This window comes from Vagococcus sp. JNUCC 83 (genome assembly GCF_053667615.1).
Window position 1 is genome coordinate 2,376,817 of record NZ_CM132204.1, and the last position, 24,320, is coordinate 2,401,136.

Here is a 24,320-nt window from a genome sequence, read left to right on the forward strand (position 1 = left end):
ATGTTTACAAAATTAGCAAGAGAAAAATCAGCACCATATTGGGAAGGAAGTTTCACACATCCTTTTGTTTCTGGACTCCAAGAAGGAACGTTATTGGATGAAGCGTTTCGTTATTATCTCATTCAAGATGGGTATTATTTGGAACATTTTAGTAAATTACATCGTTTGATTGCAGAACAAGTGGAGGATGACGAGGTAAAAGAGATGCTTTTAACAGGAGCAGAACACTTAAAAGAAGGCGAAATGAGTATTAGAGAAGATTTCTTTGCTGAATTAGGGATTACAGAAGAAGAAGTTGCGAGTACTGATATTGCCCCAACCGCTTATAACTATGTGTCGCATATGTATCGTCAATTAATTGATGGCACGCCTAATAGCGCAGTTGCTGGATTACTACCGTGTGCGTGGTTATACCAAGAAATTGGGACGGAATTAATTAAAACAGGATCACCTCATCAACTTTATCAACGCTGGATTGAAACGTATTCGGGTGATGAAGCCAAGGAAGAAGTAGCGCATCAATGCGCATTATTAAATAAATTGTATGAAAAAAGTGATAAAATAGAACAAGAAAAAATGATTGAGGCCTTTTATGTGAGTGCTCAAATGGAATACCTATTTTGGGACATGACATACACACATCAAACTTGGCCGGAAGGAGAAAAAGATGCCGTCTCAAACGACTAATTTAAAAAAATTATTGATTTTATCTTTGATGATTGCGATGGATGTGGTGTTATCACCACTCTTTCGTATTGAGGGAATGGCACCCATGTCTAGCGTGATGAATGTTATTGGTGTGATGTTGATGGGTCCAGTTTATGGGACAATCATGGCACTTGTGTGTGGCATATTGCGAATGATGTTATTGGGGATTCCACCACTAGCTTTAACAGGAGCGGTATTTGGTGCGTTATTAGCGGGCATATTTTATAAGTTGTATCCTAGCGTTTATAGTGCGATGTTTGGCGAATTTTTAGGAACAGGTATTGTTGGATCATTGTTATCTTATCCTGTGATGGCTTGGTTTACTGGAAGTAACCATGGCATGTATTGGTTTTTTTATACACCACGATTCATTGGTGGCGCAGTGATTGGGTCATTTGTTGCATTTATCGTGATGAAAAAATTAGCCAACGTCCCAACATTTCAAAGACTTCAAGCAATGTTTTTTAATGAAAGGTTAGGTGAAGAACATGCTACTCACTCATAAATTTCAAACCCCATTTCCATTACTTCCGTCTCCTTTAGTGCATTGTATTACTAATTCGGTCACGATTGAAACAGTTGCAAACAGTGTGTTGTATATTGGAGGTAAACCAATTATGACAGAAGACGTACGTGATTTTTCTGATTTGTATCAGCAAGTTAGTAGTGTATTAATTAATATTGGCCATTTATCAGAAAAAAAAGAATATGCTATGACACTAGCAATCGAAGAAGCGAAAAAGCATAATATTCCTATCGTTGTTGACAATGTTGGTGTGTCGAGTTCTCGTATTAGACAACAGGTAGCTAATCATCTGTTATCTCTTGAGCCAACAGTCGTCAAAGGAAATGTGTCAGAGATGAGAACGTTATGCCAGTTGCCAAGCCATGGAAAAGGAGTTGACGCGTCTGACAGAGACCAAGATGCCTCAGCTATGAAAGAATTAGAAAAAGGGTTGCTTGAGTTAACCAAAAAATACCCTAACACCTGTTTTTTAGCAACAGGTCCAACTGATTTAGTGGTGTATCAATCTCAAGTGGTGCTACTTCAAAATGGCATCGAGGCTTTAGACCAGTTTACAGGAACAGGAGACGTGGTAGGAGCACTGATTGCAACATTATTAGGCAGCGGGATTGATGTGCTACAAAGTGTGTTACAAGCTGTTAGTTATTTTAACTTATGTGGTGAAGAAGCGTTAGTGATTGTAAAAAATGACGCAAAAATTGCTAGTATACGTGAAGAAACACTTAACCAACTATCATTATTGAAACAAAATAACAGTTGGCAAGATGGGGTAAAAGGAGATTGGTTATGATAGAAGAAGCATTAACATTATATTTGGTGACTAACTCTGATGGTTTATCAGACGATGAATTTTTAAAAAGAGTCGAATTAGCCTGCAAAAATGGCGTAACACTTGTTCAGCTAAGAGAGAAGAATGCGAGCGCTAATGACTTTTATCATAAGGCTATGGCTGTCAAAAAAATAACAGATTATTATAATATTCCTTTAATTATTAATGATAGAGTGGATATTTGTTTAGCGATCGATGCAACAGGGGTTCATATCGGGGATGATGAATTACCTGTCGACGTGACACGGCGTTTAATTGGCCCTGATAAGTGGTTAGGAGTCTCAGCAAAAACGGTTGAGAGAGCACTTGAAGCAAAAGAGCAGGGAGCGGATCACTTAGGTGTTGGCGCGATATTTGCGACGACAACCAAAAAAGATGCCCCAACTACAGACATATCTGTCTTACAAGATATTATTCATCACTCTAATTTACCCGTTGTCGCGATTGGTGGCATTAAAGAAAAAAACATGGCTACGTTGAAAGAAACAGAGATATCAGGTGTCGCGATTGTTAGTGAAATAATGCAAGCAACAGACATTACAAAAAAAACAACAGCATTAAAACAGCAGATTTTAGACATAAAGGAGACAAAGCATCATGACAATCAATCAAACCCCTCAAGTCGTCACAATTGCCGGAAGTGATTCAGGTGGTGGTGCAGGTATTCAAGCAGATTTAAAAACATTTCAAGCAAGAGATGTTTTTGGTATGAGCATTATTGTGGCATTGACGGCTCAAAATACTTTGGGTGTACAAAATAGTTTTCCTATCCCGTGTGAGTTTGTTGCCGAACAATTTGATTCATTAGCGGCAGATTTTCATATTCGTGCGTGCAAAACAGGAATGCTTGCAGATAAAGAACATGTTCAAGTCATTGTTCAAAAGTTAAAAGAAGTAAATTTTGGTCCATTGATTGTTGATCCAGTGATGATTGCTAAAGGTGGTCATTCGCTTCTTAAAAAAGAGGCAGTAGACTGTATTAAAGAAGAACTACTACCATTAGCAACAGTGTTAACCCCTAATATTCCAGAGGCAGAAGAATTAGTTCAACAAGAGATTAGAACACATGAAGAGATGATTCAAGCAGCTTATGAGTTGCAAAAAATGGGTGTTAAAAATGTGGTGATAAAAGGCGGGCATTCTTCAGATGAAGCGGCAAAAGATTTTGTGTTGTTAGAAGATGGGGAAACGTTTTGGATGAGTACAAGACGAGTAGATACAATCAAAACTCACGGGACAGGGGATACGTTTTCTTCTTGTATCACAGCTGAAATTGCAAAAGGAAACACGATTAAAGAAGCAATTAAGTTGGCTAAAGGATTTATACAAGGTGCGATTGAACAAGAAATATTTGTCGGGCATGGACATGGTCCAACAAATCATTGGGCAACGCTAGTTCAAGAAGTTATCATTGATTAACAAAGTCTAAGGTATATTTTAAAATTGCCTAGTTAGCAAATGAATGTTACAATATTGTTACAACCAAGTAATGCTGTTGTAATGTAAATTGCTAAGGGGGCAATATATATGAAAAAGTTAATTTGGAGTAGTTTTTTTATTGGGGCATTGATGTTTGGATTTGTTAGTTATGCAACAGAAACAAGTGTAACATCTAGTGATACACAATCAGTGAGTGATGTGACAACTGCTGAAACTATTGAACCAACAGAAACAACAAATGATAGTCAGTCAGAAGGTATGTTAGTAACAAAATCAGATGTATCATTATTGATTACAGATATGGTGAATCAAGGCAAGTTATCACAATTTCAATACGAAGACTTAATGAGACGATTAGAAAAAGCAACCAAACCAGAGGAAGTTTCAATGGTTTATTCAGATGCACTGGATTTAGCCAAACTAAACAAGCAGTTGTATCAATCTAGCTTTGATGAAAAAGTATACAATACAAAATATCAGTTAGAATTATTAGTGAAGTCTGGCAGAATGACACAAAATCAAGCAGATGAATTTATTGCGAAGATTGATAATAGCAAAACCATTGAAGAACTTGATAATATTTGGGCTGAAATTGAGACAATGATTAATCAACCAACCAGTACAACAACAGATAGTACAGAAGAAACGAGTGCAACAACAAGTTCTAAAACAAAAGAACATACCAACCAAGTAACAACATCTAGTGATAAAAAATCGTCATCTCTTCCTAAAACAGGAGAACAACAATTAGGCGTAGGTTTACCATTAATTACTGTGGGGTCCATTTTACTTGTGATGGTACTTATTAAAAGAAAATCATAACAAAATAATAGCTTAGATAGGTAGACACATATGTCAACTTATCTAAGCTATTATTATTTTTTTATGGATTACTTTATTCAGAGAAAGTTATAGAAAGTGTGGCATTAGGGTCGATACTATTTAATAGTTGTTGATAATAGTCCGTAGCCTCTTCTTCCAGCCATTCTCTATTCTTATCGATGTATTTGACTAATGTTTCATCACTCATAGCTTTATTTGCAAGCTCATGCGTGTTGATATCTTCAGTGATAAAACTTAGAAATTCTCCTTTATTATTAACGACTTCAAAATTAGGGTTACTGATACCAACGACAATAAATTCAGGAATGCTCACGTGGTAGGTATTTTCTTTTTTAGCCTCTTTTTTGATGTCTACTAGACCTCCATCAAATCCTAGTTTAGCTTCAAAACTTCCTTTGACATAAGCTGTTTTTTCACTAAATGGAACCTCCATTCCTAAGAATGTTTTGACTTGGCTTTTATCGTAAATGTCCGTGACACTTAATCCTAGTATGGCAACTTGGTTTCGCTTTGTCATGGCGGTAACAACTTGTGTTTCATTTGTTTTAGCTTTTGTGTTCCATAGATGACCGTTTCCTGAGAACATCCCAAACACCCATGTGCCTAAAAATAGCAACACCAGACATATAACTACCCAAAAATGAACCTTTAATTTAAATAATCGGCGAATAATTGGATCCACACCCCTTCTACTCTTATTATACTATAAATTAATGATGTTGTTAGAAAAATGCTTAAAAAAGATATACGACAAATCTAAAAATTTACGTCAACTTTAAGGAGTCACAAATTTTTAAATTTATCGTACCACTCATTCATTAAAAAGCAAATTCTCATTTTTTTATTATTAATTCGTTTTTTTATACTTGTCATGTGTGAATACATTTGCTATAATCATAAACAATAATTAAATAAGTATTAGAGATGAGGCGCGTTGATCATTAGTAGGTAAAGTTTTGGAATCTGCAAATAACTTTATTGAAAGGGTGATATGCCGAAATACCTGTGTTATTGCAGTAGCATAGGTGTTGGATTTATAGTTAATAGCTATAAGTCTGTCATTATTTTAAGAAGAAATAATGGGGTGCATCGCTTGTAGATAGTTAAGACAAGTTCATGCCCGTGAACTTGTCTTTTTTATTTTTTCGATGCCGATTAGGAGGAAAATAAATGACAAAACGAAGTGTCATTAAATTTGGTGGAACGTCGGTCGGAGATTTTACAAAAATTAAAAATATAGCAACTTACTTAGCTCATCGAGTGAAACAGGGTGAAGAGCTAGTAGTTGTCGTATCTGCTATGGGAAAGACAACTGACGACTTGTTAAAAAATGTTGATTTACTGTCAAAAGAGCCTGACCAACATGATTTGGCGATGCTTTTAACAACAGGAGAACAGCAGACGATTTCTTATTTAGCGATTGCTTTAAAAGAGCAAGGGATAAAAGCTAAGGCAATGACAGGATTCCAAGCAGGAATAAAAACACAAGGGCATTACATGAAAAGTAAGATATTAGAAGTGGATAATGAGGCTTTTGAGAAAGCGTTCCGTTCAAATAACGTAGTAGTTGTTGCTGGTTTTCAGGGAATGAATGAAGAAGGAGAATTGACGACACTGGGACGTGGGGGAAGCGATACAACGGCTGTTGCCATCGCGTCATCTCTTAGTACACCGTGCGAAATATATACTGATGTGGCAGGCGTGTATGGCACTGACCCGCGCCTATACCCAGCCAAACGTTTAGATGTTGTTAGTTTTGAGGAAATGATGGAGATGAGCGCATTAGGTGCTGGTGTATTAGAAACAAGAAGTGTTGAAATAGCAAAAAATTATAATGTATCAATCTATCTAGGACAAACATTATCAGACGAAAGAGGGACTTGGATTATGCCGCAAAAAGATATTTTAGAAAAAAAAGCTGTGACAGGAGTCGCACTAGACAAAGACATGCATTACGTGACCTTTAGCTATCCAGAAAATGATGCAACGGTATTAAAAGAGTTATTCCATTTATTAGAAAAAGAGGAAATTAATATCGATATGATTTCGCAAATTGTTAATGAAGATGGGTTACAACTATCTTTTACAATGAAGGATACAGATACGATCGAGTTAAAACATATTTTCGACACGTTGCATCAAGAATTTAACCAACTAAATTATGTAGTCAAAGCTGATTATGTAAAGGTCTCTGTGATTGGTTCGGGTATGCGAGATATGTCCGGGGTCGCTAGTAAGGTATTTATGACATTACTTGAAAATGATATTCCATTTTATCAAGTAACAACGTCAGAAATTAGTATTTCATATGTTGTTGATAAGGCAAATGGTGTATTGGCTGTTGAAAAACTATGTGACGCATTTGGATTGTAATCTAAAGGGGGATAACTAAAATGACATCATTATTTAAAGGGACAGGCGTCGCAATCACGACACCATTTACTAACAATGAAGTGGATTATGATACATTTGAGCGTCATGTTGAATTTCTAATCAGTAACGGTGTTCAAGCACTCTTTGTTAACGGAACAACAGGTGAAGGGTCAACGTTGACAGAGGATGAACGATTAAATTTAATTCGTTTAGCACTAAAAGTATCTAATGGGCGAGTGCCAATAATCGCTAACACGGGAACAAATGATACGAGAGTGTCGCTTGAACATTCGTTACAAGCCAAAGAAGCTGGGGCAGATGCTATTATGCTAATCACGCCTTATTACAATAAAACAAGTCAACGAGGATTAATCAAACACTTTACTTTAATTGCAGATGCAGTAGGCTTACCAGTTGTCTTGTACAATGTACCGTCTAGAACGAATATGACGATTGAGCCAGAAACACTTGTTGAATTAGCTAACAATCCTCATATCATTGGGTTAAAAGATGCGACGGGTGATATGGATTACTTAGAGACATGTCGAACTTTATTGCCAGATGATTTTTCCTTTTATAGTGGCAATGATGATGCGATTCTACCGTTTTTTGCTCGTGGTGGGGATGGTGTGATTTCTGTTTTGGCCAACGCAACTCCAAGAGAATTTCAAGATATTTATACACAATATCAAACAAATCCAGAAGAAGCGACAGCACTATTTGAGGCTTTATTACCACTTATTAATAGTTTGAGTGTGGATGTGAATCCGATGCCGATAAAAGCATTGTTGAATCATATCGGGTATGCGGACGATGAATTACGGTTGCCATTAGTAGAATTAGAAGAAGAAGCTCGTCAACCAATCATTAAAACATACCATCAATTTAAAGGAGAGTAAGTTATGGATATTATATTAGTTGGATACGGTGCAATGAATCAGCGAGTGGCACATTTAGCAAAAGAACGCGGACATAACATAGTCGGTATTGTCACACCAGTTGATGAGGACTATCCTTATCCGACATTTCAAGTTACCGATGACTTACCAAAAGCCGATGTCATAATTGATTTTTCTCATCCTAACATGACATTACCGATGATAAAAAAAGATACAGGCGTACCGTTAGTTATTGCGACAACGGGTCAAAAAGAAGACATTATTAATGCATTAGAAAAAGTGTCTAGTACAACACCTGTTTTTTTTAGTGCCAACATGAGTTACGGTGTCCATGTGTTGACAGAAATTATTAAGTACAGTGTGCCACTACTTGAAAATTTTGATATCGAATTAACCGAAAAACATCACCGTAAAAAAGTGGATGCTCCAAGTGGTACATTAGTAAAATTATTCGATGCTATTAAAGAAATTAAGCAAGACTCATACCCGGTTTATGATCGACATGAGAGACATATACCAAGAGATGACGATGAAATTGGTATTAATGTGGTTCGTGGTGGAACGATTGTTGGTGAGCATGAAGTATTATTTGCCGGTGAAGAAGAAACGATTCAAATCATTCACCGCGCACAAAGTAAAGATATATTTGCTAATGGTAGTTTAGATGTGGCAGAAAAATTAATTGAGAAAAAGCCAGGATTTTATACATTTGATAACTTATAGAAAGAAGGGGTATTTTTGGAATTACAATCAGCACAAGAGATTATTCAATATATTAGTGACAGTAAAAAACAAACACCAGTTAAAATTTACGCAAATGGAGACTTTAAGGGAGTCGAATTTCCTGAAAGTTTTAAAGTGTTTGGCTGTAAATGCTCCAAAACAATTTTTGCCGACTATACTGAATGGTCAGCATTTTATGAAGCCAATCAATCACTTTTTAAAGAAGTTGAGATTGAATATGACAGACGCAACTCAGCGATTCCTCTTATTGATCAGACAAAATTAAATGCACGAATTGAACCAGGTTCATTTATCCGCGAACATGCGGTGATTAAAGATGGTGCAGTCGTGATGATGGGTGCCACAATTAATATTGGTGCAGTTGTTGGTGAGGGAACAATGATTGATATGAATGCAACACTTGGTGGACGTGCTACAACGGGTAAAAATGTTCACGTTGGTGCCGGTGCAGTGTTAGCAGGTGTCATTGAGCCACCTAGTGCCCAACCAGTTGTTATAGAAGATGATGTGTTAATCGGAGCGAACGCGGTTATTTTAGAAGGTGTTCGAGTTGGAAAAGGGGCAGTGGTCGCAGCAGGGTCTATCGTGACAGAAGATGTCCCAGCCGGAAGTGTGGTTGCTGGAGTCCCAGCTAAAGTGATTAAACAAGTGAGTGATGTGAATGAGTCAAAAATCGAAATTGTTCAAGCATTAAGAAAGTTAAATGAAGAGTAAATAAGCAGACTGGAGATGATTGTGTGCTAGAGGATTATTTAATAAAAACACGTCGTTGGTTGCATCAACACCCTGAATTAAGTCTAGAAGAGTATGAAACAACCGCGTTTATTAAAAGAGAATTGGACTTGTTAGGGGTAGAATATGATACTCCACTTGATACTGGTGTGGTGGCTTATATCAAAGGCAGCAGTGATAAAAGTATTGCTTTTCGAGCAGATATTGATGCGTTGCCTATTCATGAAGAAAATGAAGTCGCTTATCGTTCACAAGTGGATAATGTCATGCATGCATGTGGACATGATGGGCATATCACGATGTTATTAGGATTTGTGAAACAGGTAAAAGAAATGTCTGAGGTGACACCATTACAATCCAGTGTTTATTTTATTTTTCAGCCAGCTGAGGAAACGTATGGTGGGGCAAATATTTTATTAACTAATTATCAGTTTGAAATCACGCCATCGTTTGTTTTTGGATTACATATGATGCCAGATGAAAGGGAAGGCGTTATTGTTTCCAAACCAGGTCCGATTACAGCTAGTGCGACAGAATATCGTTTTTTTATCAAAGGATTATCAGCGCATGTCGCCAATAAAGAACAGGGACATTCGGCAGGTGAAGCATTATTAGTGATTTTAAATCAACTCTCTCAGTTACAACACTACCATCTAGCAGGGTTACATCAAAATATTGTGCATATTGGATCATTTAAGTCGGGTGAAGCAATCAATACTGTTCCCTCAAATGCTTATTTAGAAGGAACGATTAGAACTTATAGTCAAGAAGATTTGGAAACAGTAAAGAATCAAATGGCAAAAATTAAAGAAGCCAGCGAACTTTTGACGGGTTGCTCGGTTGATTTAGTGTTTGCCGAAGGGTATCCTTCAACCATTAATGACAAGACAGCATACAACTTAATGAAAGAATCTAGTAAGGAAACAAACTTATCTTGGATAGAAAAAGAGGAACCTTATTTATTTGGTGAAGATTTTTCATTCTATCAACAATTAGCGCCGTCCTCTTTTGCTTTTTTAGGATGTCGTAATGAAGAAAAAGGCTATGTAACAGGGTTGCATACCTCAACGCTTAATTTTGATGAGAGAGTCTTAGCCAATGGCATTGCATTATATGAAGCGATATTAAAACGATTTGAGGAAACCATATGACAGCTACATGGACGGTGAATAAACGCGTATTTAAAGACAACATCAAACAAGTAACGAAAGAGACACCTGTCATGGCTGTCGTAAAGAATAACGCGTATAACTTTGGATTGGATTTTGCTATTCCAACCTTTTTAGAATCAGGAATAAACACGTTTAGTACCACATCTCTTCATGAAGCGATTCGTGTACGAGAATTAGCACCTCAGGCAACTATTTTTCTTATGAATCCAACCATTGAATTTGATAAATTAAGAGAACATAATATTCAAATGACATTGCCGTCGCTTGCCTTTTATCGTCAATACAAAGAACAATTAGCTGGTATCAACGTACATTTAGAATACGAAAATTTGTTACATCGCTCTGGATTTAAGACATTTGAAGAGATGGTTCAAGTAATCGCTGAAAATACCGACACAAAACAAGAAGAACAACTGATAATTACAGGGATATGGACACACTTTGGTTATGCGGATGAATTTGATGTTAATGAGTATGACATTGAAAAAAAAGCATGGCTAACAGGATTAAATAAATTAATGACATTACATGATTTCACTTACATCCATGCTCAAAATAGTGCGAGTTTTATGCGAGACGATTTATTTAATCAGCACACCCATGCGAGATTAGGAATCGTGCTTTATGGGTGTCGTCCGTATTCTAGTTTACCTAAAACAGCCGTCAAACAATCAGTGACACTAAGCGCTAGTGTTATCCAATGTCGTAAACTAAAAACAGGGGAGTCAGCTGGCTATAGTTTTGCGTATACAGCGGAAAAACCAACAAGAATTGCTGTGGTGGATATTGGATATGGGGATGGTGTGTTGCGTACGCGTAGTCACTATGACTGCTTAATTAATGGCAAACGATACCCAATAAAAGCTCTTATGATGAGTCATCTATTGGTAGAAATCGATGATAAAGTAAACGCACAAGACGTGGTGATTTTATATGGTGAAGATATCCGAGTGGACGAGTATACCTTTAAAGGGGTTGGCGCTAATTCGGAACAACTCAGTGCATTAAATCACTGTTCTTTAGAGAGGAAGATAATGGAATGACATTAACTTATATAGACAACGAACTAACATTACATGGTCATAAACTAACAGATATCGCACAAGAGTACGGGACACCACTTTTTGTTTATGACGAGGTAATGATTCGTCATCAATGCCGTAGATTTCATAAAGCACTCCAAAAATCTGGTCTAGATTATACGATATCTTACGCGTCAAAAGCTTTTTCTGCGATTCAATTATTTAATTTGATGGCGGAAGAAAACATGGGACTTGATGTGGTGAGCGAGGGGGAATTATACACAGCACTTCAATCGACTGTCTCACCAGATACTATCCATTTTCATGGTAATAATAAGACTGATAGAGAAATTTTATTTGCAATTGACTCAGGTGTGGAGTATTTTGTGATAGATAGCTTATCAGAAATTGAGCGATTAAATACGTTGGCGACCAAAAAAGTAAAAGCTGTGCTTCGTGTTAACCCAGGAGTTGAGGCTCACACACATGAGTTTATTCAAACAGGTCAAGAAGATAGTAAGTTTGGTCTAAGCATCCAAAAAGGGTTGGCACTTGAAGGTGTTAGAAAAATAGAACAAGCGGAAAATATTGAATTTATGGGGGTTCACTTTCATATAGGCTCTCAGATTTTTGAATCCACAGGGACCGTCGCTACAATTAAACAAGTCGTGAGATGGCTATCAGAAAATCATATAGAAGCTAGTGTACTAAATATCGGCGGAGGATTTAGTATCAAGTACACAGATGCAGACGTGAGTTATCCAATCGAAGAAGGAATTGAAATAATCACCGATACACTGAAGAAGACATGTGAGGATTATGATTATTTGGTGCCAGCTATTTCGTTAGAACCAGGTCGTTCGATTGTTGGTGAGGCGGGTGTTACTCTTTATGAAGTTGGGACAGTCAAAGAGATTCCAGACACAAACTATTATGTGTCGATAGATGGAGGAATGAGTGATCATATTAGAACTGCCCTTTACGGAGCAACATATGATTTGTTGTTAGCAAATCGCGAGGAACCACATGATAAGATGATGACGATCGCAGGTAAACTATGTGAGTCTGGAGATATTATTCGACGAGATATCAAGTTGCCATCAAGTATTCACCGCGGAGACTTACTTGTGGTATTATCAACAGGGGCTTATCATTACAGTATGAGTTCTAACTACAATCAAATGTTAAAACCGGCTGTGGTATTTGTGACGCCAGAAGCTGTTCGATTAGTAGTAAAGCGTCAAACATTAGACCATCTTATCGCACAAAATGTAAGGTGAAATGAAAGAAGAGAAAGAAATGGAAGAAACAAAATTTAACGCAAAAGCAATTAATTTAGAAGTACCAGGGACTAGAAAATTTTCAAATCAGGTGAAAGAATATGATGATGGTGTCGATTTAACACTGGGACAATCTGGTTTTGCAACTCCTGAGTATATTAGAAACGCGATGATTGAGGCAATCAATCAAAATAAATTACGTTACACACACAATCGAGGTCTAATTGAGCTAAGAGAAGCTATCTCAGCTTATAATAAAAAACGATTTGGTGTGTCGTATGATGCCGAGACAGAAATTATTGTGACAAATGGTGGTTCTGAGGCGATAGATAGTGTATTACGCACGATTCTTGAAGAAGGTGATGAGGTGATTATTCCTTGCCCAACTTATTTAGCTTATGAGCCTATCGCGAAACTTCAAGGAGCAAAAACTGTACTGATTGATACAACGACGACAAATTTTGTTTTGACAAAAGAAGCTCTAAAACAATCAATCACGCCAAAAACTAAGGCGATTATTTTTAATTATCCAACCAATCCAACAGGAATGATTCCATCATTAGAACAGATGAAAGAATTAGTGGATGTGTTAAAAGAGACTGATTTATTTATTTTAACCGATGAAATATATTCAGATAATGTGTATGACGGTGAATTCCATTCATTTATGGAGTTTCCAGAAATCAGAGAGCAGTTATTTGTCATTAATGGCTTGTCTAAATCACATGCTATAACAGGTGGGCGAATTGGCTATATTTTATCTCCACCATTTGCGACAGAGCATGTAACAAAAGTACATTTGTATAACTCTGTGTGTGTGGCAACACCCTCACAATATGCAGCCATTGCAGCTTTTACTGATGAAACGGGTCCAGGCATCTTAGCCAAAATGAATGAGGCTTACAAAGAACGCCGAGATTTTGTCTACGGACGTTTGAAAGAGATGGGACTACCTGTTGAATTGCCAAAAGGGGCATTTTATATTTTTCCAACTATTAAAGAATATACTAATGACTCATTTGAGTTTGCAACAGAGTTATTAGAAAAAGAGCACTTGGCAGTGGTTCCAGGACGAACTTTTTCAGTTTATGGTGAAGGACATATTCGCATGTCATTTGCTTGTTCCATGGAAGAATTAGACGAAGGATGTCAAAGGTTGGAACGTTTTTTATCAACGTATTGACATATTTTATAAAAAAACGGCATCAAAGTGAAGACACACTAGTTACTCAGTTAAAAGTGATTGGTTTGTCGTTACTTTGATGCTGTTTCATATTTTCTTCTGATTGTAATTAAAGGATATTAGGATTACTTTTTATTTACGATAACAGTCTCGATTAGTTGATATATAATTTAATACTTTCATATTTGAACAATGTATTGTTCATAGTATTTATCATAATTGTACATTATTATTTTAGAATTGAGCTTAATAGATTTTTGGAATATAAGTAATTGACTATGTAATAGTTTACTCATATAATAAACGATAACGTTCTTAAAAAGTATATTTTAAAAACAAAAATGAGTTAGGAGTGTTTATATGAGTTCTTCTAAGTTACCTGAGACAGGTTTTGTAGCAACTAGTTCAATTTTTTTAGGAATTCAAAAAACGATAGGGTTATTATTAATTTCTTTTGTCATTGCTTCTTTAATAACGGCATATATCAAAAGACAAAATGATTAGTATAATTTATGATCTAGTAATATTTTTATTTTTAACAAACTTAAATCTAATTTTTTTATTAAATATCACAAGTGAAAAAAGAAAGAAAAGAAAGAAACGAAAGAAAGAAAAAAAGTTATACTATTATTTTTTTGTACCGTGTGTTAACGAAGAGAAAGTTATTTACAAGACTATCAAGTCCTTACTTAAAATTAAAAGAGATGCACATGTTATCGCTATTAATGATGGATCAACAGATAGTACTCTTAGTATAATGAGACGTTTCCCTAAAAGTCGCTGTACAATAATTAATAGAAAACCACCAAATGCTAGAGTAGGAAAAGGTTTGGCATTAAACCAAGCGTTATTATACTGCTTAAAAGATGTAAAAAAGAAAAAAATTTCTTTTAATAGAGTTATCATTGGTGTAATAGATGCAGATGGTAAACTTTCAAAAAATGCTATTAAAGAGTTGAACCGAGCATTTTACCCGGATAATGTATCTGCTGCTCAGTTAAGGGTTAAAATGTACAGTAAATTTTCTAATACACTTCAAGTTGCGCAGGATGCTGAGTTTTTCACTATTAATAATTTGATTCAAAATGCTAGAGTACGTACTAATTCAGTTGGATTGAGTGGTAATGGTCAATTTTTTAGGTTGAAACCTATCATAGATACTATTGGCTTTGAACCTTGGGGAACGTCTTTACTTGATGATTATGAATTGACCTTAAAGTTAATGATGAACAAATTGAAGATTGCATATGTTTCAAATGCTTTTGTCTATCAAGAAGCCTTGGCATCCACAAGCTTATTTATTAAACAGCGTAGTAGATGGGTGCAGGGAAATTTAGAATGTTTAAAATATGTTAAACCGACTATTAAATCAAATAGTTTAAGTAACATACAAAAAATAAGTGTATTATTTTTTTTAAGTCAACCGTTTATTAATCTTATTGGAAATATATGCGTTCTTATTTACGCTAAAATTTCTATAACGTATATTTGGGTTAATATAGCTCATAGTGATATGAATGATTGGTTTGTCTACCTTGTTCTATTTTTTGTATCAATTAGTATAGGTACAGGTTTTACAATTTTATACTATAAAAATTTAAAAAGGTATAAAGAAAAGAAACCTTCAAACATATTGTTTATTTTTTTACCTTTTGTAATTTCTTACCTGTATATTATTTTATTTTTTAGTGTGGTTATTGCATTTATAAGGCAATTAAGTAATCAACATAGTTGGATAAAGACTAAACGTAATTAAGTTCTGAATTCTTAAAAATTTCAGATGTCATAATCTAAGTATGATACTATGACATTCATTAATTAAAAAGTAGATTGATATAAATAATGGCAATTATAGCATCAATTGAAATATTATCTAGGATTTGTTTAAATAGATATAGTAAATAAAAAACGAAGAGGTATTGTATGAAGACACAAAGGGAACGCATGATTAATGGAGAAATTTATTACCCAGGTAATGGTGATTCTGAATTAAGACACTTATTTATGGAAAGCCGACGTTTGATGAGAGAGTACAATCAAACAAGTGAGTTAGACGGTGAAAAAAGAACGCAATTATTAAAAAAATGGTTAGGTAAAACAGGAGAAAAATTGTATATTGAGCCGAATTTTAAATGTGATTATGGATCAAATATATCAGTTGGAGAAAAATTTTATGCTAATTTCGATTGTATTATGTTAGATGTTTGCCCTATTACAATTGGAGACTATACCATGTTTGGCCCAAGAGTCAGTCTGTTAACAGCTTCCCATCCGATTGATGCTGAGGTTAGAACTTCTGGATTAGAATTTGGTTCGCCAATTAAAATTGGCAATCGAGTTTGGCTTGGTGGTGGTGTGATAGTTAATCCTGGTGTGACGATTGGGGATAATTGTGTCGTTGGATCTGGTTCTGTGGTGACAAAAGATATTCCATCAAATAGTATTGCAGTAGGAAATCCCTGTAAAGTATTGAGAAAAATCACAGACGAGGATAAAAAATACTGGGAAGATAAAGCAAATATGTATTGGGAGGAAGTAGAGCATCAATAAAATATTTGTGCTATGGTATCTTATTGATAGTTATGTTAACTTAATACTAAGTAGGTAATTTAGTAACAAGGGAGTTTTTTTAGGTGAAAAAGAAATTAGGATGGCTTAGTTTAGTTTCATTGTTAGCAGTTGGAGTGTTGTCAAGCTGTGGGACAAAAGAAGGAACAGAAACGGGGAAACAATCAGACTCAACGCCAAGAGAATCTATGTCATTAAGTGTTGGTGTGATGCCAGCTGTTGATAGTTTGCCAGTTTATATTGCCGAAAAAGAAGGCTATTTTAAAGAAGAAGGACTCGATTTAAAATTAAATAGTTTTAAATCACCCAAAGACCGTGATGCTGCCTTAACGAGTGGAAACTTAGATGGAGCAAACACAGACTTAATTGCATTAAGTACCTATCGTCAAGGTGATTTGGATGTGAAAATTGTTAGTCAATCAATTGGAACATTTTCAGTTTTAACAGGAAACGATAATGTAACATCTTTAAATGATTTAAATGGAAAAACGGTGGGGTATGCTAAAAATCAAGCACCCTATTATTTTTTAGACGAAGCGTTGAAATCTAAAGGTTTAGACGTGAATGATGTTGGATTTGAAGAAGTTCCGCAAATTCCGGCAAGGGTTGAATTAACATTGAATAAAAAAATTGATGCAACTGTAGTTCCAGAGCCATTTAGAACAATTGGAATCTCACAAGGGTTAAGAGAATTAACTAACAGCCAAGATTTAGATATCCAGTCAACAGTATTTGGTTTTACGAATGATGCATTGACTAATAACAAAGAAGCAATCGAAGTATTCTACCGGGCATATGATAAGGGTGTAGACTATGTTAATACGCATAAAATTGACGATTATTATGATGTATTAAAAGAAAAAATAGGGTTTACAGATGAGATAAAAAAAGACGTGACATTGCCTAAGTATGTTCATGCTAAACAAATTGATGGTAAACAAGTCGATAATGCTTTTAATTGGTCTAAAGAAGAAGGAATCTTTACGAAAGAGTATCGTCAAAAAGATGTGATGAGTGATTTACTCGTTAAATAAGTATAGAGGTGAAGAGATGTTAAACATTGATAAAGTCAGCGCGTCGTATGATGATGTCGGCCTGATTTTGGATGACATCTCTTTTACTGTTTCTAAAGGAGAAATTGTGGCATTGATAGGGCCTAGTGGAACTGGAAAGTCAACACTATTAAACTCGATTATCACACTTCATAAGGAGTATGAAGGGATGATTACTCTAAATGGTGACGTCATAAATCCAAAAAAACAAAAAATTGCTTGGATACCACAAAATTATGGTTTATTACCTTGGGAGACAGTAAAAGAGAATATTTTATTAGGTGGAACTGTTCGTAAATTAAAACCATCTGATTTAAACTCACGATTAAATCATTTAGTAGAGGAGCTTGGATTGGAGGGACTTTTGGCACGTTACCCAAATCAATTAAGCGGTGGCCAACAACAACGTGTCGCCATTGCGCGAGCGATGCTAGTGACGCCAGATATCTTTTTATTAGATGAACCATTCTCAGCCCTAGATGCGTTAACACGTGAGCATATGCAAGAGTTATTCTTAACACAGTGGTCAAAAGAATTATCACCGACTATTTTAATAACCCATGATGTTGAAGAGGCGGTGTTTATGGCAAGTCAACTCGTTTTATTATCTGGTAAACCCGGAACAATCAAAGCAGTAATTGATAATCCTAGCTTTTCACTTTCGTTAGAAGAAAAAAGGCTGTCTCCATTGTTTTATGACACTATTAAACAAGTGAGAGGAGCGATGGAAACAGAATGAGAAAAAATATGTCAAAACTTATTCATGCTCTGATAGCATTTATTTTTTTAAATTGTTTGTGGTGGTTGGCTAGTGTGTCGCTCAATCAAAACATGTTACCATCACCATTTGCAGTGTATCGTCATTTATTTGCAATGAATCCCTCCATCCTATGGTTACACACTTATAATAGTTTGGTTCGCTTATTTTGGGGCATGTTTATTGCAGTAGTAATTGGGTTTGTGATTGGAGTGTTGATGGGGAGATTTCCAAAAATAAATCAGTTATTAGATCCCATCGTGTATTTAACTTATCCAATTCCTAAAATTGCCTTATTACCTATTATTATGCTGTCATTTGGTTTAGGTAATGTGTCAAAAATTACCTTACTTGTTTTAATCATTGTATTTCAAGTGGTCTTATCTGTTAGAGATGGTGTAAAGACTATTCCAAAAAGTTACTATCATCATTTGTATGTGTTAGGAGCTAGTCAATTGCAGCAGTTTTACAAAATTACCTTACCGGCTGCTTATTCTGCTATTTTAAATGCTATAAGAATTGCACTAGGAACAGCTATAGCTATTTTATTTTTTACAGAAGTGTATGGCACTAGTTATGGGTTAGGATTTTTTATTATGGATGCTTGGGGCCGACTGGATTACTTAGATATGTATAGTGGTATTTTGGTATTGAGTTTAGTAGCGTTTATTTTATTTCAATTAATAGACTTGGTAGAAACTAGAGCTAACAAATGGCGTAAAACTGATTAAAATAGGTAGATAACGACAGTCAAAGCTGTCGTCAGAAAAGGAACAAACGCAATTTTTTCTAAATGTTCTAGTGAGACTAAGTTCATTAATAAAATAAACAAAATACCAAGTGAGGATGCGATGAAAATAAGCCAAATAAGTTGTAAACTGGATAAAAATGTTGCCCACATAACTAAAAGCTTCACATCACCAAAACCTAATTGATTAGGTAAAAGGTAGCTGATTAGTAGTAATATCAGTAAAACTATAATGGGTAAAATAACGTGTATATTGGGTAGTTGTGATATAAGCATCGCCAAAAAAAATAATTTGGATAGAACAGGATCCACGATGTAGCAGTGAATGTCAATGATTGATAATGAAATACCCATCAAAGTAAATAAAGTGTCAGTCATGGATAAAGGCTGAAGACATAATAACATTAAAAAGTATGTATACCATGATAAGCTATAGAATTGCAGAGTTTGCTTGGAAGGTATTATACTTTTTTTTGTGTAAAATTGATAAAAATAGAGATGAAATAAAATAGAATAAAAATAGATTAAAAGTAAGTACAGTAAGAACAAGAAAATTCCCTCCTTTAGAAAAATATACGTAATAAGAGAAAACATTCTTTTTTAAAAAAAGGTATGGTAAAATAATAGTAATAAAGTCTAATAATGGAGTGTAGAAGGCATGTTAAAACATAAAAAAAAACTCGTTTTAGTGTTTTGTATGGTTATCCTTTTCTGCCTTTCTGGATGTTCATCTAAAGGAGAGGATGCAAACAAAGTGGTATCATTGTTTGCAAATCGCTTGTTTTATGATACTCAAGTAGATGAATATAAAGAGATGTTTTCAGATAGTCAACTATACAATAAACGCTCTCAAGAAGTTGAAGAAGATTTACAAAATAATTTTGCAACAGTTTTTGAGCCGATTTCTGGTACTCTATCGAAAAGTGAAAGAGAAGATATATCAATATCACTCATTGATAAAGTCAGAGAAAAGGCGAGTTATTCTTATACAATTGATAAAAATTCCAAAAATGATATAAAAGTGACATATCATATCAAAGGATTTGATTATGCTCGTTTAGTAGGTGTGACGATGTCAAACTTAATCGAAAATGAAGATAACATAGAGATAGGATCTGTTGGAGCGAAACACATTGTGACAACGGCTTATTATGATGCATTGGAAAAAGCATCTAGTATTGATAAACCAGTTGATATCAGTATTCATTTTAAGCGAGATGATAATAAGAAATGGTTAGTAGATACTAAAAAATCAAAGGAAAAAGACATTCAGAATTTATTGTTTGTATTTATGACTGGAAAAAAACACGATGATGAATACGAAAAAAAAATGATGGAAGACATCAATAAAATTACAGCAAAAGAACCAACAAAATAGGGAAAATAGGTCTAATCCAAAAGTAACTTTTTAAATGCGAATCACTAAACTAACAAAATAAAAACCCCATGAAATCAATGTTTGAGATAACTGATTTCATGGGATTTTTCTATTTTAAAACTTTTGGGTCAACCTTGTTTTTTTACTATACTTTAATTAAATAACGTTTCTTTTTTTTTCGCTTTTTTTGTCAATCTATAGTAAATAATGAATATTCCTGTCGCACTAAAGAAACAAATCATTCCAATCATAAAGCCAGGTGGTAAAAAGCTAAGTTCAATATCATGTACTCCTTCTGGAACAGTAAATGTTAAGAATCCATCGTAAAAGTCTTTTGTTGAGACTTTTTTATTGTCTATTTTTACTGTCCATCCTTTGTCGTATGGGATAGTAGTAAACATGATTTGTTTTTCAGGAGATTCTACATGGGCTGTGGCTTTTCTGCCATCCACTTTAAAATCGACCCCTTTTTCTTCCATAGATTTTACAGCAGCTTCAAAGTTTGGAATATCTAATAAAACAACGGGTGGATTGATTAATTCAATTTCATCTGTACCATAGAATGATACAGAAAATTCAACGATAGAATCTTCTTTAAAATAACCTAAGTTGTAGTATTGTCCAGTAATTCCTACTTGCGTTTCATAGCTGACACCTTGAGTTGTGACTTTTGCATTAGAACTTTTTAATGCCCCAAAATTTGATGGGAATAGACTGATATAAGCTTGTTTGCCCGCTGGAACACTTACTTGGTAATTGATGATTTTTTCCACGTTAGGCTTTTGCTCTTTAATCGAAATACGATTATTTGCAAGATTGGTAATTGTTGCATTTTGTGTACTAACAACCGTTGGAGAAGTAAACGTATAATAAACTTCTTTTAAATCGGACAACTGATTGATTAAGTTTGTTTGAGATCCTAGATTATCTTTTTCTGGTAATTTCACATTATATAAATCATCGTTAGTTAGAATTCCTAAAGGCAACGCATGACTATTTTCATACAGGGTATAAGATCCACGTTTTTCAACCGGCGTAAAGCCATATTTTAATACGTTTTGGTTACTGATGTTGTGTTCAATGCCCATTAGACTATCCATCAACAGAGTATTATTTTGATAGCGTATGTTTAAACTCGTTCCTCTTGACCTAAAGCCTAGATTGTTCAGTAGAGCAGAGGAATGTCTATTTCTAATGGATGAAAACATGCTAATGCCACTGTATCCGTAATTAAAGCTATCATTACTAGATATTGGTGATAATGATTCTAGTCGTTTAAAGGAGTCTTTATTTGACTTATTTGCTTTATCAACTAAATATTTATAATCGGGATAAGGGTTGGAATAAAGGCTTCTAGAGGCATAATTCCAATCTTTTAAAATACCATTTAACATAAATGATGTATTAATATAAGCCTCACCTGTGACGATTAGTAGTAATAAAAAGACAAAAGATTTTTTAGGCAACTGATTGACTTGATAGAAGTAAATTCCCACGAGATACAGTGCTAGGAATAATATAGTTAGAACAAATTGTCCCAAAGTAACATAAGTATAACTGTCTTTATTTGAAGCAAAATAAGCTACTGAAAATAAGACAGCTAAAGATATTGTAATGTAAATCATCGTTGTTAAATCTTTTTTTGTAAATCGTTCCCAGCCGTAGCCAGCAAGCATCACGACTAAGAAAGAGAATAAAAAGCTGTATCTAAATAAGAACATATTAGGCGCATGCATACCATGCCAAAATAAGTTGAGTGGCTCAATGTAGAAACTTGCGATTAAGATGGCGAATAAACTGGCGTACCCGATTTTGTTTTTTGTAGGAATAAGTTTTGAACAGAAATAAAAAATACAAAAAATAAGTGGTAATAGTCCCACATAAATAAATGGAATGGAACCATATTTTGTCGTATCAAAAACACCAATCATATTTTTAATAACAATATCCCAAAAGGCTGTAGCTTCTGTTTTTAATTTAGTCATTTGAGAGAGTGTTTCTCCATTAGAACTTAAATCAAAGATAGCAGGTAAAATCATAATCATGGATGCCACACCGGCTAATACGGAAGTAATTAAGTAAGGCACTATTCTTTTTTTATTGGTTTTAAAGTCTGTTAGTACTCTAACAACAAAATAAAGGAAAGAGAATAAACCAACCATAAATCCGAAATAAAAATTTGAAATAAATAACAAGAAATATGATACAAAGAGCAGAGCTGAACGTCCTTTTTCAAGTACACGATTAATCCCTAAAAATATCAGTGGGATATACATGAATATGTCTAACCACATAATAAGCTCAGAATGTGCAGTGGCAAAAGACATTAATGAGTAAGCAATGGCTAATGTCACATGTGAAATATTAGGCAGTTTATAGGTTTCTTTGGCAAAATACCAAAAAGAGCAACTGGCCACACCAATTTTTAAAAGTGTTAGTAAGTAAAGGGCATCTGGAATATTTTGGTTTTTAAAGAAAAATACAATGGGTGTAAATATTCCTCCTAAATAATAGGAAATAAGTGACCAATAATTTAGACCAAGAGAAGCATTCCAAGTATAGAAAATATTTTGTTTCCCGTGTAGTACATTGTTAAAGCTTGCATGAAAATTTGAAAATTGCGAAAAAGCATCACTTGCTAACACGCTTCTTGCGCTTCCAGGATAAATCCCTAGACTTAAATAAACACCTACCATGATAAGCACAGGAATACTAAAAGCCAAAATCCCATATTTTCCACTAGTTTTAAAATGTGTTTTTATGTTTGATAACATTGTTGTTTCTTACCCTCCTATCTGAAAGTTTAGTGTCTTATTTGTCCCTCTCCAAAGACAATATATTTTGTCGTAGTTAATTCATTTAACCCCATCGGACCTCTAGCATGTAATTTTTGTGTACTGATACCAATTTCACCACCAAAACCAAAGACACTTCCATCTGTAAAACGAGAAGAAGCATTGACATAAACTACTGCCGCGTCAATTTGTTGCATAAATTTTTGTGAATGATGATAACTATCTGTCACAATGACCTCAGAATGTTTTGTCCCATATTGGTTAATATGATTGATTGCTTCTTCTAAGTCATCGACTAGTTTAATCGATAAAATTAAATCATTAAATTCTGTGGAAAAATCATCTTCTGTCGCGAGTGTTGCTGATGGTATGAAGGTTAAAGCATCTTTATCTACTCTTAACTCAACGTTGTTTTTTTCTAGTTCAGGAGTTACTAAATCTAAGAAGTTTTTAGCGACTGCTTTGTGAATTAAAAGAGATTCTGTCGCGTTGCAAACAGATGGTCGTTGACATTTTCCGTTAATGACAATATTTTTAGCCATTTCTAAGTCAGCATGCTCATCAACATAAACATGACAATTCCCAGTCCCGGTTTCAATAACAGGGACAGTGGCATTTTTTATGACTGACTGGATTAAATTGGCGCCACCCCTAGGAATTAAAACATCTAAGTAATCAGATAGTTGCATAAATTTTGTCGCAGTGTCTCTTGATGTATCATCAATAAATTGAACACATTCTTTTGGAAAGTCAACAGCTTCTAGCCCTTTTTGTATAGCTGTTACTAAAGCTTGATTTGAATAAAAGGCTTCTTTTCCACCTCTTAAAATGATGGCATTCCCAGATTTTAACGCAAGAGAAGATGCATCGGTTGTCACGTTAGGTCTGGATTCGTAAATCATGCCTATAACGCCAATGGGTACGCGTTGTTTACCAATAAGTAAATTATCTTCATTACGCCACATATGATCTACTTTACCAATTGGATCGTCCAATTCTATTGTGGTATTAATATCCTGCTGCATTGAATAAATACGTTCTTTTGTTAATAGCAAGCGATCTATCATCGATTCAGCTATGCCATTTTCTTTTGCTAACTCGATGTCTTTTTTATTGGCTGATAAAATATTTTCCATCTCTTTGTCTAGATGTGCCACAATCGATTTTAATGCCGTATTTTTTGCTTTGGTTGTTGTATTATTTAAAAAGAACGCAGCTTTTTTAGCATTCTGTCCTAGTTTTTCTAATAAACTCATGTTAACTCCTCCTTT

Annotated in this window: 25 protein-coding genes and 1 riboswitch; of the genes, 21 read left to right on the forward strand and 4 right to left on the reverse strand. The window is 34.7% G+C overall.

Annotation, left to right across the window (positions count from 1 at the left end; genetic code table 11):
• From tenA to JNUCC83_RS11720, 6 genes are all read left to right on the forward strand, one after another.
• A complete protein-coding gene (gene tenA / locus JNUCC83_RS11695) occupies positions 1–687 on the forward strand; it encodes a thiaminase II (RefSeq protein WP_454460126.1) in 687 nt (228 codons plus the stop codon).
• Complete coding sequence (gene thiW / locus JNUCC83_RS11700) at positions 668–1,213, forward strand: energy coupling factor transporter S component ThiW (RefSeq protein ID WP_454460127.1); 546 nt, start codon at positions 668–670, stop codon at positions 1,211–1,213. Before tenA ends, thiW begins: the two co-directional genes overlap by 20 nt.
• Complete coding sequence (thiM, locus tag JNUCC83_RS11705) at positions 1,197–2,024, forward strand: hydroxyethylthiazole kinase (protein WP_454460128.1); 828 nt, start codon at positions 1,197–1,199, stop codon at positions 2,022–2,024. The genes thiW and thiM overlap by 17 nt, the downstream gene beginning before the upstream one ends.
• Positions 2,021–2,707: a thiamine phosphate synthase gene (thiE, locus tag JNUCC83_RS11710; protein ID WP_454460129.1), complete on the forward strand. Its 687-nt coding sequence runs from the start codon at positions 2,021–2,023 to the stop codon at positions 2,705–2,707. Before thiM ends, thiE begins: the two co-directional genes overlap by 4 nt.
• A complete protein-coding gene (thiD, locus tag JNUCC83_RS11715) occupies positions 2,661–3,482 on the forward strand; it encodes a bifunctional hydroxymethylpyrimidine kinase/phosphomethylpyrimidine kinase (RefSeq protein WP_454460130.1) in 822 nt (273 codons plus the stop codon). The genes thiE and thiD overlap by 47 nt, the downstream gene beginning before the upstream one ends.
• A 108-nt stretch (positions 3,483–3,590) precedes the next feature.
• The gene (locus JNUCC83_RS11720; RefSeq protein WP_454460131.1) at positions 3,591–4,325 is read left to right on the forward strand and encodes a hypothetical protein; all 735 of its coding nucleotides are present in this window, start codon (positions 3,591–3,593) and stop codon (positions 4,323–4,325) included.
• 73 nt (positions 4,326–4,398) lie between these two features.
• On the opposite strand, the gene JNUCC83_RS11725 is transcribed toward JNUCC83_RS11720, so the two are convergent.
• Positions 4,399–5,028: a hypothetical protein gene (locus JNUCC83_RS11725; RefSeq protein ID WP_454460132.1), complete on the reverse strand. Its 630-nt coding sequence runs from the start codon at positions 5,026–5,028 to the stop codon at positions 4,399–4,401.
• A gap of 234 nt (positions 5,029–5,262) precedes the next feature.
• Positions 5,263–5,444: riboswitch (Lysine riboswitch) on the forward strand.
• A gap of 72 nt (positions 5,445–5,516) precedes the next feature.
• Here JNUCC83_RS11725 and JNUCC83_RS11730 point away from each other — a divergent pair.
• The 14 genes from JNUCC83_RS11730 to JNUCC83_RS11795 all read left to right on the forward strand — a co-directional run bounded on the left by JNUCC83_RS11730 (position 5,517) and on the right by JNUCC83_RS11795 (position 18,859).
• The gene (locus JNUCC83_RS11730; protein WP_454460133.1) at positions 5,517–6,719 is read left to right on the forward strand and encodes an aspartate kinase; all 1,203 of its coding nucleotides are present in this window, start codon (positions 5,517–5,519) and stop codon (positions 6,717–6,719) included.
• Between the two features lie 20 nt (positions 6,720–6,739).
• Positions 6,740–7,618, forward strand: coding sequence for a 4-hydroxy-tetrahydrodipicolinate synthase (dapA, locus tag JNUCC83_RS11735; protein ID WP_454460134.1), 879 nt, complete (start codon positions 6,740–6,742; stop codon positions 7,616–7,618).
• A 3-nt stretch (positions 7,619–7,621) separates the two neighbouring features.
• Positions 7,622–8,341 (forward strand): 4-hydroxy-tetrahydrodipicolinate reductase, encoded by a 720-nt coding sequence (dapB, locus tag JNUCC83_RS11740; protein ID WP_454460135.1) that lies wholly within the window; start codon positions 7,622–7,624, stop codon positions 8,339–8,341.
• Between the two features lie 15 nt (positions 8,342–8,356).
• The gene (dapD, locus tag JNUCC83_RS11745) at positions 8,357–9,076 is read left to right on the forward strand and encodes a 2,3,4,5-tetrahydropyridine-2,6-dicarboxylate N-acetyltransferase (protein ID WP_454460136.1); all 720 of its coding nucleotides are present in this window, start codon (positions 8,357–8,359) and stop codon (positions 9,074–9,076) included.
• A 23-nt stretch (positions 9,077–9,099) separates the two neighbouring features.
• Entirely contained in the window at positions 9,100–10,245 is a 1,146-nt protein-coding gene (locus JNUCC83_RS11750; RefSeq protein WP_454460137.1) for a M20 metallopeptidase family protein, read from the forward strand.
• Complete coding sequence (alr, locus tag JNUCC83_RS11755; protein ID WP_454460138.1) at positions 10,242–11,309, forward strand: alanine racemase; 1,068 nt, start codon at positions 10,242–10,244, stop codon at positions 11,307–11,309. The genes JNUCC83_RS11750 and alr overlap by 4 nt, the downstream gene beginning before the upstream one ends.
• Positions 11,306–12,568, forward strand: a complete 1,263-nt coding sequence (gene lysA, locus JNUCC83_RS11760) for a diaminopimelate decarboxylase (protein ID WP_454460139.1) — start codon at positions 11,306–11,308, stop codon at positions 12,566–12,568. Before alr ends, lysA begins: the two co-directional genes overlap by 4 nt.
• Before the next feature lies 1 nt (position 12,569).
• Positions 12,570–13,751 carry an aminotransferase class I/II-fold pyridoxal phosphate-dependent enzyme gene (locus tag JNUCC83_RS11765; RefSeq protein ID WP_454460140.1) on the forward strand — a complete coding sequence of 394 codons (1,182 nt, stop codon included), beginning with the start codon at positions 12,570–12,572 and terminating at the stop codon, positions 13,749–13,751.
• Positions 13,752–14,111: 360 nt separating this feature from the next.
• Positions 14,112–14,255 carry a hypothetical protein gene (locus tag JNUCC83_RS11770; RefSeq protein ID WP_454460141.1) on the forward strand — a complete coding sequence of 48 codons (144 nt, stop codon included), beginning with the start codon at positions 14,112–14,114 and terminating at the stop codon, positions 14,253–14,255.
• Complete coding sequence (locus JNUCC83_RS11775; protein ID WP_454460142.1) at positions 14,248–15,507, forward strand: glycosyltransferase; 1,260 nt, start codon at positions 14,248–14,250, stop codon at positions 15,505–15,507. The genes JNUCC83_RS11770 and JNUCC83_RS11775 overlap by 8 nt, the downstream gene beginning before the upstream one ends.
• Before the next feature lie 167 nt (positions 15,508–15,674).
• Positions 15,675–16,301, forward strand: a complete 627-nt coding sequence (locus tag JNUCC83_RS11780) for a sugar O-acetyltransferase (protein WP_454460143.1) — start codon at positions 15,675–15,677, stop codon at positions 16,299–16,301.
• Between the two features lie 83 nt (positions 16,302–16,384).
• Entirely contained in the window at positions 16,385–17,353 is a 969-nt protein-coding gene (locus tag JNUCC83_RS11785) for an ABC transporter substrate-binding protein (protein ID WP_454460144.1), read from the forward strand.
• Between the two features lie 16 nt (positions 17,354–17,369).
• Positions 17,370–18,110, forward strand: a complete 741-nt coding sequence (locus JNUCC83_RS11790) for an ABC transporter ATP-binding protein (protein ID WP_454460145.1) — start codon at positions 17,370–17,372, stop codon at positions 18,108–18,110.
• A gap of 8 nt (positions 18,111–18,118) precedes the next feature.
• A complete protein-coding gene (locus tag JNUCC83_RS11795) occupies positions 18,119–18,859 on the forward strand; it encodes an ABC transporter permease (protein ID WP_454460146.1) in 741 nt (246 codons plus the stop codon).
• On the opposite strand, the gene JNUCC83_RS11800 is transcribed toward JNUCC83_RS11795, so the two are convergent.
• A complete protein-coding gene (locus tag JNUCC83_RS11800) occupies positions 18,856–19,470 on the reverse strand; it encodes a prepilin peptidase (protein ID WP_454460147.1) in 615 nt (204 codons plus the stop codon). The genes JNUCC83_RS11795 and JNUCC83_RS11800 overlap by 4 nt on opposite strands.
• A gap of 160 nt (positions 19,471–19,630) precedes the next feature.
• Between JNUCC83_RS11800 and JNUCC83_RS11805 the strand changes: the two genes are divergently transcribed.
• Complete coding sequence (locus JNUCC83_RS11805; protein ID WP_454460148.1) at positions 19,631–20,254, forward strand: hypothetical protein; 624 nt, start codon at positions 19,631–19,633, stop codon at positions 20,252–20,254.
• 152 nt (positions 20,255–20,406) lie between these two features.
• On the opposite strand, the gene JNUCC83_RS11810 is transcribed toward JNUCC83_RS11805, so the two are convergent.
• Complete coding sequence (locus JNUCC83_RS11810) at positions 20,407–23,028, reverse strand: YfhO family protein (protein WP_454460149.1); 2,622 nt, start codon at positions 23,026–23,028, stop codon at positions 20,407–20,409.
• A 29-nt stretch (positions 23,029–23,057) separates the two neighbouring features.
• Positions 23,058–24,305 (reverse strand): glutamate-5-semialdehyde dehydrogenase, encoded by a 1,248-nt coding sequence (locus JNUCC83_RS11815; protein ID WP_454460150.1) that lies wholly within the window; start codon positions 24,303–24,305, stop codon positions 23,058–23,060.
• Between the last annotated feature and the right edge of the window lie 15 nt (positions 24,306–24,320).